Annotated in this window: 11 protein-coding genes; 3 read left to right on the forward strand and 8 right to left on the reverse strand. The window is 57.9% G+C overall.

All coding sequences use genetic code 11. The features are described 5' to 3' along the window. Position 1: 1 nt before the first annotated feature. The 6 genes from ASF69_RS13375 to ASF69_RS13400 form a co-directional block, all read right to left on the reverse strand. Positions 2-3,112 (reverse strand): efflux RND transporter permease subunit, encoded by a 3,111-nt coding sequence (locus tag ASF69_RS13375; RefSeq protein WP_062588229.1) that lies wholly within the window; start codon positions 3,110-3,112, stop codon positions 2-4. Continuing rightward, a complete protein-coding gene (locus tag ASF69_RS13380; RefSeq protein WP_082469718.1) occupies positions 3,109-4,359 on the reverse strand; it encodes an efflux RND transporter periplasmic adaptor subunit in 1,251 nt (416 codons plus the stop codon). Before ASF69_RS13380 ends, ASF69_RS13375 begins: the two co-directional genes overlap by 4 nt. 353 nt (positions 4,360-4,712) lie before the next feature. Next, positions 4,713-5,648: an esterase-like activity of phytase family protein gene (locus ASF69_RS13385; RefSeq protein ID WP_062588435.1), complete on the reverse strand. Its 936-nt coding sequence runs from the start codon at positions 5,646-5,648 to the stop codon at positions 4,713-4,715. Between the two features lie 100 nt (positions 5,649-5,748). Next, a complete protein-coding gene (gene cobT, locus ASF69_RS13390) occupies positions 5,749-7,653 on the reverse strand; it encodes a cobaltochelatase subunit CobT (RefSeq protein ID WP_062588231.1) in 1,905 nt (634 codons plus the stop codon). A 97-nt stretch (positions 7,654-7,750) separates the two neighbouring features. Beyond that, entirely contained in the window at positions 7,751-8,740 is a 990-nt protein-coding gene (cobS, locus tag ASF69_RS13395; RefSeq protein ID WP_062588233.1) for a cobaltochelatase subunit CobS, read from the reverse strand. A 64-nt stretch (positions 8,741-8,804) separates the two neighbouring features. Next, positions 8,805-9,422, reverse strand: a complete 618-nt coding sequence (locus ASF69_RS13400) for a J domain-containing protein (RefSeq protein WP_062588235.1) — start codon at positions 9,420-9,422, stop codon at positions 8,805-8,807. Between the two features lie 114 nt (positions 9,423-9,536). Here ASF69_RS13400 and ASF69_RS13405 point away from each other — a divergent pair, with 114 nt between their 5' ends. Beyond that, positions 9,537-9,818, forward strand: coding sequence for a BolA family protein (locus ASF69_RS13405; RefSeq protein WP_062588437.1), 282 nt, complete (start codon positions 9,537-9,539; stop codon positions 9,816-9,818). A 10-nt stretch (positions 9,819-9,828) separates the two neighbouring features. Here the strand turns inward: ASF69_RS13405 and aroB are convergent, their stop codons facing one another. Then, positions 9,829-10,959: a 3-dehydroquinate synthase gene (aroB, locus tag ASF69_RS13410; protein WP_062588237.1), complete on the reverse strand. Its 1,131-nt coding sequence runs from the start codon at positions 10,957-10,959 to the stop codon at positions 9,829-9,831. Next, entirely contained in the window at positions 10,956-11,558 is a 603-nt protein-coding gene (locus ASF69_RS13415; RefSeq protein ID WP_062588439.1) for a shikimate kinase, read from the reverse strand. The genes aroB and ASF69_RS13415 overlap by 4 nt, the downstream gene beginning before the upstream one ends. A 171-nt stretch (positions 11,559-11,729) precedes the next feature. Between ASF69_RS13415 and ASF69_RS23370 the strand changes: the two genes are divergently transcribed. Then, positions 11,730-11,882 carry a hypothetical protein gene (locus tag ASF69_RS23370; protein ID WP_112962149.1) on the forward strand — a complete coding sequence of 51 codons (153 nt, stop codon included), beginning with the start codon at positions 11,730-11,732 and terminating at the stop codon, positions 11,880-11,882. Positions 11,883-11,900: 18 nt separating this feature from the next. Further along, positions 11,901-12,854 (forward strand): site-specific tyrosine recombinase XerD, encoded by a 954-nt coding sequence (gene xerD, locus ASF69_RS13420; protein WP_062588239.1) that lies wholly within the window; start codon positions 11,901-11,903, stop codon positions 12,852-12,854. Positions 12,855-12,913 lie beyond the last annotated feature (59 nt).

Raw genomic sequence — 12,913 nt, forward strand, 5'->3', positions numbered from 1 at the left:
TTCAGGTCCGGCTGGCGTCATGTGTGGCATTGACAACCGGCCGTCGTGCGACACGACCCCACAGCGATTTGATCACATCGGACAGGCGCTCAATCTCCACAAACACGACCGGCGTCATGAAGAGCGTCAATATCTGGCTGACGATGAGACCGCCGACGACGGCCACGCCAAGTGGCTGCCTGAGCTCCGAGCTCGCACCTGTTCCAAGCGCTACCGGAAGTGCACCGAAGAGAGCGCAGAAGGTGGTCATCATAATGGGCCGCAACCGCCGGACGGCCGCCTCATGGATCGCCGTCAGCGTGGGCATGTTTTCCTCCCGCTGCAATGTCAGCGCGACATCGATCATCATGATCGCGTTCTTTTTGACGATGCCGATCAGCATCAGCAGACCGATCAGCGCAATGATGGAGAGGTCGAAACCAAAGAGCTTCAGCGTCAACAGGGCGCCGAACGCGGCCGATGGCAGGCCGGACAGGATCGTCAGCGGGTGGAGGAAGCTTTCATAGAAAACCCCAAGCACGATATAGATCGTCAGAACTGCAGCGCCGATGAGCAGGCCGGTGCTGTCGCTCGTTTGCTTGAATATCTGGGCGGCTCCGGCAAGGTTTGTCGTGACGGTGGATGGGAGTTGGATCTGCTGTTTGAGCAAGTCGATCTGCGCTGTCGCATCGCCCAACGATACGCCCGCAGGAAGGTTGAACGAAAGCGTCACGGAGGTGAGCTGGCCGGTCTGGTTCACCGTTACCGGTCCTGATACGCGGGATATTGTTGCAAAGCTGGATATTGGAACCAGAGCGCCCGATGCCGATGAAACCCTTATCGCGCCGAGCGATTGCTCCGTCCACTCCAGTGACTGATCATATTCCACGATCACATCATAACTGTTTCCGGTTGTCTGGATCTGCGTTGCGACATAGCTGCCAAATGCCGCCTCAAGCGTTTTTCGAATGGTTTGCGAGGTGACGCCGAGGCTGTTGGCACGATCATTGTCGACATCGATATGGGCTTGCAGGGCACTGTCCTGCAGATCGGAGGCAACATCGACGAAATGGGCGGAGTCCGAACGCATGGCATCTGCCAGCGTCTGGGACCATTGCCGTGCCGCGGCGGCATCGATGGATTGCAACACGACCTGATATTGGCTCTGGGTGCTGCGCCCGCCAAAGCGCAAGCTCTGCTGCGGCGTGATAAAGGTTCGCAGGCCCGCTATGCCTGATAGCGCGTGCCTGAGATCATTCAGCGTTACCGCCAGCACCGGTCGCTCATCGGCGGGCTTGAGCTGGACAAGCAGGTTGCCGGAATTGAGTGCCGAACCACCGGGGCCGGACCCGAGCGTGGAGGTTACGTGCGCGACAGCAGGATCGGCAGAGACGATTGCCGCCGCCCTTGCCTGAAGATCGCTCATGGCCTTGTAGGAAATGTCCTGTCGAGCCTGCGTCGAAACCGTCAGCAAACCAAGATCCTCGGTTGGAAAGAAGCTGCGCGCAAGGCTGGCAAACATCCAGCCGGAGCCGACCAACGTCATCACAAACATCAACATGACCAGCAAGCGATGATTGAGGCACCAGCCAACGGACTGGCTGTAGCCGTCTGTCGCGCGATCGAAGAGTGTTTTCCTGGCACGTTCAGGCGACTGGTGATGTGGCAGCCGTGCCGCCAGCATGGGCGTGACCGTAAGAGAGACAATTGCCGAGGCCATGATCGCAAGCGTGACGACCACACCAAATTCATTGAGAACGCGTCCGACTATGCCGCCCATCAGCAGGATCGGCAGAAACACGGCAACGAGGGAAATCGACATGGAGATGATCGTGCCCGTCACTTCCTTGCTGCCTTCCACGGCGGCTTGAAACGCGGGCATCCCCTCTTCGACCTTGCGGACGATATTTTCCAGCATCACGATGGCATCATCCACCACGAGACCGACCGAAAGCGTCAGGCCAAGCAGCGAGATATTGTCGATGGAAAATCCAAGCGCATACATGGCGCCCAATGTTGCGACAAGAGACAAAGGCACCGCAATTGCCGGGATGAGCGTTGCCCAGACCTGCCGCAGAAACAGGTAGATGACGAGGACCACGAGTCCCAGCGTCACCATCAGCGTCGTCTCCACATCTGCCACCGCAGCCCGGATGGAAACCGAAGCATCGTTGACGACGTGGATTTGCATATCCGCCGGCATGTTTGCCTGCAACTCCGGAAGTTTTGCCTTGATGGCATCAACGACCTGAACCGTGTTCGCCCCCGGTTGCCGCTGCACGGCAAGAACGATGGCGGGGGTTCCATCAAGCCAGCTGCCCTGATTGAGCACTTCGACACTGTCATTGACGGTAGCAACATCCTGCAGCCGCACGGCCCTGCCATTCGGGTTGGCGATGATCAGTGTGCGGAATGACGACGCATCCGTACGTTGCGTCGAGGCATTCACCGTCAGGGCTTGCGAGGAGTTCTGCAGCGTGCCCACCGGCGACTGGTCGTTGGCTGCCGCCAGCGTGTTCGACAGCCCCTCCAGCGACAGGCCACGGCTGGCCAGCCTGGAGGGATCGACCTCTATTCGCACCGCATAGGTCTTAGCGCCGAATATCTGCGCCTGCGCGACGCCTGATATGGTCGACAAGGCGGGCGAAATGATATTCTCCGCAAGATCATCCATCTTGGTAAGATCGGCGCCATCGCTCGTCAGCGCCAGAATAACCACCGCCGCATCCGCAGGATTGGCCTTTCGATAACTGGGCGGCGTCGTCATGTTATCGGGCAGCTGCCTCTGGGCACGTGCAATTGCTGCCTGCACATCGGCTGCGGCGGCATCGATATTTCTAGACAGGTTGAACTGTATGGTGATCTGCGTGTTACCGAGCGACGAGCTTGCCGTGATCGTATCGATACCCGCTATTGTTTCGAACTGCTTAATGAGCGGCGTGGCAACCGAGCTTGCCATCGTATCGGGAGCCGCACCCGCCAGTTGGGCGGACACGTTGATTGTCGGGAAATCCGCTTGCGGAAGCGCCGCAACCGGCAAGTTCCGATAGGCTGCGGCACCGGCCAAAAGCACACCGATGATGAGCAAAATGGTTGCGACCGGGCGGCGGATGAATATCTCGGAGATATTCATAGCGAGACACCGTTTTGCGATATTTCCGCCTTCGGATCGTTAGCACCAGAGGGCGATGCATTGACGGTTACCCGCGTGCCTTCGACCAGACTTGCCTGCCCCTCCGTTACCACCTGCTCTCCGTCAGCAAGGCCCTGGGAAACGCCAGCCAGATTACCACTGCTTAGCGCAAGCGTGACCTTTCTCTTCTCAACCGTCTTGTCCGGCTTGACCACGAAGGAGATATAGCCACCCGACTGCGGTTGAAGCGCAACCATCGGCACAGTCACGAGATTGTCCATTTTGCCCGCGCTGACGGTGACTTTGAGGGATTGCCCCGGCCAGAAGTTTTCCGCCTGGTTGTCGAGCAGCATCCGCAGTTTGAACGTGCCGGAGGCGTCGTCGACATTGTTGTCGATGAAGACGATATCGCCTGAAGAGGCGTTGCTATTGTCCTGCGTCGAATGGACTTCGGCCGTCAACGTCTTGCTCGCATAATTGGCGCGGACAAGATCGAGATCCGGCTCCGGCAAAGAGAATTCGGCATAGACCGGCTTCATTTTCGTCAGCAGTACGACATCTGCGCCGGGCGCGACGTAAGCGCCTGCCGAAAGCAGCACGGCCCCCAACTTGCCATCGAAAGGCGCGCGGATCTGTGTCTGGGAAAGGGTGACATTGTCTGCGGCCAGATTTGCCTGGTCGACCTGAACCGTTGCCGCCGCCTGCTTTGCCGTTGCGGCGGCATCGCTGAACTGCTGCTGTGTATCGACGCCGGATTTGCTCAGGGTTTCAACTCTGGACAGCGTTGAATTGGCGGAATCGAGGATCGCCTGATCCTTTGCCAATTGCGCCTCGTCGCGTTGAATATTCGCTCTTATGGTGCGGTCATCCAGCTGGATCAGAAGATCGCCCTTTTGGACCTCCGAACCGTCCTTTGCGAGCACGTTTGCGACGATGCCCGAGATCGGGCTGGTCAGAGCAGTCGATTCAACCGGCACTATGGTGCCGATTGTCTGACGCAAAACAGGAATGGAGCCGGTCTTGGCAACGGCCGTGGTGACCGTCACGGAGCGGCCTTGCCCCTGCCCCCCTCCGCCGCCATGTCGTCCACCGTTACCCGCCGCAGCGCTGGCGGTTGAGACAGCCCCCTGCGAGCCCCCGGCTGGGTGAGCAACCCAGCCAGGCAGATAGGCTTCGAATTCGCTGCGATAAACGAAAACCAATAGAGACAGAGCAGCAACAACGAGGATCGTGACTACGTATTTCATGCGGAGGTCCTTGAATGAGGCTTATCCGATGGACAAAAGGCGCATTTCCACAAGCGTCCATCAGCGGAGCCTAGCCCAGCTCAGGATCGCTTGCGCCCTACCGGGACGACGGCATTTCGTTACTTCATAAAAAATCAGGTAGGACGTGAGGGGCTGGCAACGTCGGCTCCGGGGAACGCATCCGATGAGAGCCGATCAAACGGTGCAGCCACCGTTTTTCCTGTTGAGCACTTAACGCCGCAACAGCTCAAAACGGAAGCCCGCATAATATTAAATTACTGTAATATGTAAGCTATTTCGAATAGCTCTCGCTCAACACAACATCCAGCCAGTCGCATTTAAGCGCAATCAAGCTAGTCGATGAGCTTGAATTCAAGCATGAGACTGCGCTGCAAGAAGGAATGGTTGTCGTCTGAAACGAAGATCAGGCGGGTCGAGCCATCGGCACCTTTCACCACATCCAGCCCTTCCATATTGTCGATCTGGTACGCGAGATCGGCTTCCAACAGGATGGGTCCATCGACGACTGCGCCGGGTTTGATCGTGTCGGCAGAAATCCGGCGCAGCCGCATGCCCACGCCTTCTGCGAGATTGAAGCGGCGCTCAAGCAGAAGCAGGTCGCCATTTTCCAGAAACGCGCCGTCTGTCACCGAAAAGGAAGGATCCTTGGCAACGAAGAAAAGACCCTTTCGAGGTCCGTCCAGAACCGCAGCGTAAAGATTGCCACGAGTGTCGACACTCGCCTCTGTGACGGTGACGAGTGCACCCTGAAGCGGGCTTGATGCTGGCGAAAGCACAAGCGTTTCCATACCGGCGTTGCGCCTGAGTTCCTGATCAGGAAGAAGGTGCGGCACTTTGCTGGTGGGCGTTGCAGCTGCAAGGTTCTTCGTTGAAAACACACCGATGCGTGGGAACTGCTCGAAGCTGACGAAGGCAGTATCTCCCCGCAATGCCAGTCCCTCAGCATCCATGTCGCGCTTGCGACGTGCCTCGTTCCCTGTCTCGTCGAGGATGGGATCTATTTTGACATGGGAAAGACCGGACAGAACACCATCGGCATTGCGGTCGACCTGTCCACTCATCCAGTGGCCTGTGTCCAGCACCGCTATGAAGTCTTTGCCGTCAGGTTGAAAACGAATGCTGGAAATGGCACCGAACAAAGGCTCAGGCGACGTGAAAATCAAGCCGCCGACGAATTCCAGCTGGCCGAAGCGCTTCTGGCTCGACTTGGTGCTGAAAGCCACGATGGGTTTAGACCGCACCTCCACGTCCAGCGTCGAAGCGGCCATTTCCGACGGGGCAAAGGTGAAGAACGGCAAGGCGACGACAGCGGCCGTTTTACCGACCAACCGAAACAAGGATCGCAACAAAGTGGATGCGCGAAAAGGCCTAGCCTGCACGGCGCATCCTGCTGCCACGACGCGGCGCAGTGCTTGTGTCCTCGAACAATGCAGCCAGCTGTTCCGTCATGGCGCCCGCAAGTTCATCGGCATCCACGATCGTGACAGCACGACGATAGTAGCGCGTCACATCATGGCCGATGCCGATGGCCAGCAGTTCCACGGACGAGCGCGTTTCGATCTGCTCGATAACGGCGCGCAGGTGGCGCTCCAGATAATTGCCGGGGTTGACCGAGAGGGTCGAGTCATCAACCGGCGCACCATCTGAAATCATCATCATGATCTTGCGCTGTTCAGGACGGTTGATGAGGCGATTATGCGCCCACATCAAAGCCTCGCCGTCGATATTCTCCTTGAGAAGCCCCTCGCGCATCATGAGGCCAAGGTTGCGACGTGCACGCCGCCAAGGCGCGTCTGCCGACTTGTAAATGATGTGCCGCAAGTCGTTCAAGCGACCGGGCGATGGCGGTTTACCGCCCGCAAGCCATTGCTCCCGCGACTGTCCGCCCTTCCAGGCCTTTGTCGTGAACCCGAGAATCTCGACCTTGACGCCCGACCGTTCCAACGTCCGCGCCAGAATATCGGCGCAGGTGGCAGCCACGGTGATCGGACGGCCACGCATGGAGCCGGAATTATCGATGACAAGCGAAACGACAGTGTCGCGGAACTTTGTGTCGCGTTCCTTCTTGAACGAAAGCGGCTGCATGGGATCGATGATCAGACGCACCAGACGTGCGGGATCGAGGTAACCCTCTTCCAGATCGAAATCCCAGGAGCGGTTCTGCTGCGCCATCAGGCGGCGCTGCAAGCGGTTGGCAAGACGTCCGACTGCCCCTTGAAGATGGGCGAGCTGCTTGTCGAGGAAAGCGCGAAGCCGATCCAGTTCGGCGTCATCGCAAAGCTCCTCGGCGTGGATTTCCTCGTCGAACTCCTGCGTGAAGATGCGGTAGTCAACCTTTTCGTTGAAGTCGTCGAAGGGGCTGTTTGGCCGACGGGTCTCGCCCGGCGTTTCGGAATCCTCATCGAGGTCGTCGGACATTTCGTCTTCGGACATCTCGGCGCCGTCCATCTCGCCATCTTCCATCTGCTCCTGGGACGCTTCGCTTTCCTCGGCAGGGGCAGCATCGGACCCGGCTTCTTCCTCGACCTGCTCTTCCTGCGTCTCGTTGCTGGCTGGCTGGTCTTCGTCGGTTTCGGCCTCTTCGCTTTCAGGCTGATCGTCTTCGTCGCCGAAATCCTCAGCCATCTCCATGGACGTCAGCATCTTGCGGATGAGCTTCGAAAAAGCCTTCTGGTCTTCAACGACCTTGGACAAATCCTCAAGATCAGCCGCCGCCTTGCCCTCGATGAAGGGGCGCCAGAGGTCCAGCACCTTGCCGGCGCTTTCCGGCGGCTTTTCACCCGTGAGACGCTCACGCACCATCATCGCGACAGCTTCCGCCAATGGCGCATCTTCCTGCGTGTTGATGTTGACGAAATTGGCCTTGGCGTATTTTTCCGTATTCATCGCGCGGATATTGGATGCCATTCCCGGCATCCGCCGCGCGCCGATGGACTCGACCCGCGCCTGCTCCACAGCATCGAAGATCAGCCGTGCATCCGCACCCTGCGGGGCCATGTTCGCGTGAATATCACTATCATGGCAGGCGAGGCGCAATGCCATGGAATCGCCCAGGCCGCGGGTAACCGCAATCTCCTGCGCAGTGGGCTTCTTGGAGATTTCAGGCAGGCGCATCCGCTCGCCTGCCAGACCGGGCCGCTCATTGGCGAAAACAACCTCGACTTCGGCATCACCGGCAATCGACCGCACGCATCCGGTGATGGCCTGACGCAAAGGTTCGGCATCGATCACCATACCCGACTTGGGTCTTACATTGTCGCCACGGCCTGCCATTGTCTTTCCTGTCGATTCTGAACGTCACCCAAAGCCAAACGGCTTGCGGGTGACGTCTTCAACTCATCGGTGATGCTCTCCGGTAAACCGGGGAATATCAGGCGCTCAGAACGATGTTTGCGGCGCTTTCCTTCAGCTCAACACCGAATGCGCGCTGGTACTGCTCGGCCACGAGCGTCCGCTCCAGCTCATCGCACTTGTTGAGGAAGGTCACGCGGAAGGCAAAGGCGACATCGCCGAATATTTCCGCGTTTTCCGCCCAGGTAATGACCGTACGCGGGCTCATGACCGTGGAAAGATCGCCATTGATGAAGGCCGAGCGGGTGAGATCCGCAACCCGGACCATCTTGGACGCTGTTTCACGACCCTTCGGGTTGTCGAGGCTCTTCACCTTGGCAACGACGATGTTCACTTCCTGCTCATGCGGCAGGTAGTTCAGCGTCGTGACGACGGACCAGCGGTCCATTTGCGCCTGGTTGATCTGCTGCGTACCGTGGTAGAGACCGGTCGTATCGCCCAGACCTACGGTGTTCGCCGTCGCGAAAATGCGGAAAGCGGGGTGAGGACGGATAACGCGGCTCTGGTCGAGCAAGGTCAGGCGTCCAGAGGATTCCAGAACACGCTGGATAACGAACATCACGTCAGGGCGTCCGGCATCATACTCATCGAAGACCAGCGCAACATTGTGCTGATAGGCCCAGGGGAGGATACCGTCCTTGAATTCGGTTACCTGCTTGCCGTCCTTGAGCACGATGGCGTCCTTGCCGACGAGATCGATACGGCTGACATGGCTGTCCAGATTGACGCGAACGCAAGGCCAGTTGAGCCGTGCTGCGACCTGCTCGATATGGGTCGACTTGCCGGTACCGTGGAAGCCTGACACCATCACGCGACGATTGTGGGCAAACCCCGCGAGAATGGCGAGCGTCGTATCGCGGTCGAACAGGTAATCCGGGTCGAGATCAGGAACATAGGCATCGCCCTGCGAATAGGCGGGCACACGCAGGTCCGAGTCGATACCGAAGACTTCACGCACCGAAACGGTCGTGTCCGGCAGGTTGGTAATATCGAGGTCAATTTTGCTCATAACGTCTCCAAGGCGGGTAGCAGCCACCCGGCCACATATCTTTCAGGCGATCACATGAAAGGGCTTAGCAGAAACCGGATTGCTTTAACAATTGGTAGGCTTGAATTACAGCACGAAAACGTTCTTCCGATCCGCGATCGCCGCCATTGGCATCAGGATGATGTTTTTTCACCAGGTCCTTATAGCTCCTTTTGATCTCTTCAGGGTTGGCGTTCACAGAAAGACCAAGCGTGTCGAAGGCTTTTTGTTCCAGCGTCTTGAGTTTGCGGCTCTGCTGGTAACGCGGGCCGCCCGACCGCCCCTGCCCCGCAAAGCCGAACGGATCACGGATACGGGCATTGGCAGCACCCGAACGCAGGGTGGAATGCAGCGGGCTGTCGCTCGCGGTCTTGTTCACGCCCACCGTCCAGGTAGGGCGATGGCCGGTTATGGCTTCCTTCTGATAGCGCGCAATTTCACTATCAGACAGGCCGGAGAAATAGTTGTAGCCTTTATTGTAATCCTTCACATGCTCAAAACAGAACATGAAGAACTGCCCCTCGGCATTGCGGCCGACGGGAGCGCGATGAACGCCCGGCTTGTCGCAGCCATCCCACTGGCATGTCGGGGCCTGTACCTCAGGCTCCCGCTCCCGTTTACGGCGCGTGCGAATGCGGTCGAAGTATTTCGAATCCAGTTTCATGATATCCTGATTATGGTGCGCGAAAACGCGCACAACAAGAATTGACAAAGCAGAATGTTACGGGTTTCTAGGTAGCCCCTTTTTATGATCAACAGTGATTTGGAGTCCGAACACATGTCCTTGCGCGAGCGTATTCAAAACAAGCTCAACGAGGCGTTTTCGCCGGTTCGGCTCAACGTCATCGACGAAAGCCACATGCACGCCGGACATCATCCGGATATCACCGGAACGGGTGAGACCCATATGCGTGTTCAGATAGTATCGGAAAGCTTTTCCGGCAAGTCACGCGTCGACCGGCATCGCGCGCTCAATGAAGTGCTGAAGCCGGAACTGGACGCCGGCCTGCACGCACTTGCGCTGGAAATTGCAGCGCCCGGAGAAAAGACGCGTTTTTGACGATGTGTTGTTAGCCGGGGTGCTTTTCGCCGAGGAAGGATCTTACTTCAGAAGCAGGCACATCATTGGCAACAAATGACTTGCCGATACCGTGGGTGAGGATGAAGGTCAGGTTACCGCCCTTGACCTTCTTGTCCTGGGCGATGGCCGTCATCAGCATCTCCACATCGGGAAGCTTGCCGGGGATATCTTTCATGGTCGTCGGCAATCCGACGGCCTCAAGATGTGCTCTTACCCTTGCCGCATCATCCGGGCTGGCCAGGTTCAGGCGCGCAGAAAACTCGTGCGCGAGCACCATACCGATGGCAACGCCTTCACCATGCACGAGGCGCTCGCTGTTATATTCCGTCGCCGCTTCCAAGGCATGGCCGAAAGTGTGGCCGAGATTGAGCAGCGCACGGACGCCGTTTTCCTTTTCATCCGCCACGACGACATCTGATTTGGCCTGACAGCTGGTGGCAATTGCCTGAATTCGGGCTGGTCCACCTGAGAGAACCTCGGTCCAGTTCTTCTCCAGCCATTCAAAAAATTCAGGCTTGTCGATCAGACCGTATTTAACCACCTCCGCATAACCGGCGCGAAACTCCCGCGGGCTCAGCGTATCGAGAACCGCTGTATCCGCAAGGACCAGGTCCGGTTGGTGGAATACGCCAAGCAGGTTCTTGCCGTGACGCGAATTGATACCGGTCTTGCCGCCGACGGATGAATCCACCTGCGCCAGAAGAGACGTCGGTATCTGCACAAAGCGCACGCCACGACGCACGATGCCAGCCGCAAACCCCGCAAGATCGCCGATAACGCCGCCGCCCAATGCGATGACGGCATCGTTACGCTCGATACGCGCAGCAAGGACGGTGTCGCATACGGTTACCAGATGATCGAAGCTCTTGGTCTTTTCACCAGCCGGAAGCGTCAGCGAAACCGCCTCGATACCATCGGTCTGCAGACCATCCATCAAAGCTTCGAGGTAAAGCGGTGCGACGTGCTCATCCGTTACGATGGCGGCGCGCTTACCTTTCAGGCGAGAGGAAATCTCACCGCCTGCGCGGCCGATCAGACCCGGGCCAATCAAGATGTCATAGGCGCGTTCCCCGAGCGGTACGTGGACAAGACGTTCTTCAATGGTTTCGTGGACGGTCATGATGAGGCCTTCTGTTCTGCCCCTGCAATTGCCTGCAGGACTTCATTCACGATGATCTCCTTGCGGACATCGCGTGATTCAATCGTTATGTCGGCTTCCCCGTAAATAGGATAGCGCCTCTCCATCAACCCCAAAAGGGTTGCCTTGGGGTTCTCGGTCTTGAGAAGCGGCCGGTGATCGCGCTTGTTGACCCGCTCCCAGAGAACGTCCAGATCGGCTTTCAGCCAGATGGAAACGCCGCTGCGCTTGATCTGTCTGCGGGTCGCTTCATTCACGAACGCGCCACCGCCAGTAGACACGACTTTTGGCCCGGCACGCAGCAGCCTCTTGATGACACGCATTTCCAGCGCGCGAAACTCGTCTTCCCCGTAAGCTGTAAACAGCTCCGATATCGTCATGCGCGATACGCGCTCGATTTCGACATCCGTATCGACAAAGGGGATTTTGAGTTGCTGGGCGACAAGCCGACCGATGGCGGACTTGCCCGCCCCCATCAAACCCACAAAAACGAGGTTTCGTCTGCCGAGCTTGGCTCGTGCTCTTTCGCCCAGACTTTTCCCACCCGTGCCGGGGTGGACCGTTATGTTGGTTTCGCTCATGAATGATGGCCCGTTTGGCATCGGTATCTGCAAATGTTTACCAAGCGTCAAGCCTAATTGCGCCTTATAGAAAGAGAATCATATGAAACACGCGAAGGATGACCGGACCTCGGCCTTGTCCTTCCCCAAACCGCATATCATATGTCGCCCAACACGTGCACCGGAGTGTCCATGCCCACCCTCTTCCGTTTCCTGTTTGTGCTGGCAGCCATCGCTGGCATCATCTACGGCAGCATGGTGTCGCTGGTGATGCTTGTGGAACCGAAGCCGCGTGAAGTGACGGTGCGGATACCATCCGAGCGCCTCAATCCACCCACGCCCTGACGACGGAAAATCCCTTCAATGGCCAGTCAGGACGCCGCAAGGCTCGACAGTTTTCTGGAAATGATGAGTGCGGAGCGAGGGGCAGCGGCAAACACGCTCTCATCCTACGAGCGCGACCTTACCGACATGCGAGACTTTCTCAATCGTCGCAACATCGCGATATCAGAGGCTACGACCAGCGATCTTTCCGCCTATCTCGAATCTCTTTCTGCCAATGGCTTTGCCTCGTCTTCGCAGGCCCGTCGCCTGTCCTGCATGCGGCAGTTCTATAAGTTCCTCTATTCGGAAGGGCTGCGTGGCGACGATCCGACCGGCATATTGGACGCACCCAAAAAAGGACGCCCTCTTCCAAAAATCATGAGCGTGGCCGACGTTACGACGCTTCTTGCGCAGGCATCGAAGGAAGCCGAAACAGAAGGGCCGGGGCAGATTTCCCGTATCCGGATGCATCTCCTGCTGGAATTGCTGTACGCCACCGGAATGCGCGTCAGCGAACTCGTATCGCTGCCGGCCAAGGTTCTGCGTCATGACGGTCGGTTTCTGATGATCCGCGGCAAGGGCAACAAGGACCGTATGGTGCTGCTGTCGCGGGCGGCCATAAAGGCGATGGAAGCCTATGACCGGGCGAGATCCGCCCTACTTCCAAAAAAGGAAGGCGAGCCGGAAAGCCCGTGGCTTTTTCCTTCCAATGGCAAGGAGGGGCATCTTCCCCGGCAGGTCTTTGCGCGCGACCTGAAGGACATTGCCATCCGCGCGGGGCTTTCGCCATCGGCAATATCGCCGCATGTCATGCGCCACGCCTTTGCCAGCCACCTTCTCCAGAACGGTGCAGACCTGCGCGCAGTGCAGGAACTGCTGGGCCATTCGGACATTTCAACGACACAAATCTATACACATGTGCTGGAAGAACGGCTTCAAGAGCTGGTACAAACGCACCACCCTCTTGCCAAACAGGCCAAAAACCTTGAATAGAGCGACCGGAACCGCCGGGACCACCCGGTCAAACCTTGCGCAAAACGATCGGAAACGGA

This window comes from Rhizobium sp. Leaf311 (genome assembly GCF_001423445.1).
GTDB lineage: Bacteria > Pseudomonadota > Alphaproteobacteria > Rhizobiales > Rhizobiaceae > Agrobacterium.

Excerpts from the sequence above, each read along its gene's own strand:
- ASF69_RS13375 (WP_062588229.1), bottom strand. The coding sequence starts at position 3,112 with ATGAATATCTCCGAGATATTCATCCGCCGCCCGGTCGCAACCATTTTG.
- ASF69_RS13380 (WP_082469718.1), bottom strand. The coding sequence starts at position 4,359 with ATGAAATACGTAGTCACGATCCTCGTTGTTGCTGCTCTGTCTCTATTG.
- ASF69_RS13385 (WP_062588435.1), bottom strand. The coding sequence starts at position 5,648 with ATGGCCGCTTCGACGCTGGACGTGGAGGTGCGGTCTAAACCCATCGTG.
- cobT (WP_062588231.1), bottom strand. The coding sequence starts at position 7,653 with ATGGCAGGCCGTGGCGACAATGTAAGACCCAAGTCGGGTATGGTGATC.
- cobS (WP_062588233.1), bottom strand. The coding sequence starts at position 8,740 with ATGAGCAAAATTGACCTCGATATTACCAACCTGCCGGACACGACCGTT.
- ASF69_RS13400 (WP_062588235.1), bottom strand. The coding sequence starts at position 9,422 with ATGAAACTGGATTCGAAATACTTCGACCGCATTCGCACGCGCCGTAAA.
- ASF69_RS13405 (WP_062588437.1), top strand. The coding sequence starts at position 9,537 with ATGTCCTTGCGCGAGCGTATTCAAAACAAGCTCAACGAGGCGTTTTCG.
- aroB (WP_062588237.1), bottom strand. The coding sequence starts at position 10,959 with ATGACCGTCCACGAAACCATTGAAGAACGTCTTGTCCACGTACCGCTC.
- ASF69_RS13415 (WP_062588439.1), bottom strand. The coding sequence starts at position 11,558 with ATGAGCGAAACCAACATAACGGTCCACCCCGGCACGGGTGGGAAAAGT.
- ASF69_RS23370 (WP_112962149.1), top strand. The coding sequence starts at position 11,730 with ATGCCCACCCTCTTCCGTTTCCTGTTTGTGCTGGCAGCCATCGCTGGC.
- xerD (WP_062588239.1), top strand. The coding sequence starts at position 11,901 with ATGGCCAGTCAGGACGCCGCAAGGCTCGACAGTTTTCTGGAAATGATG.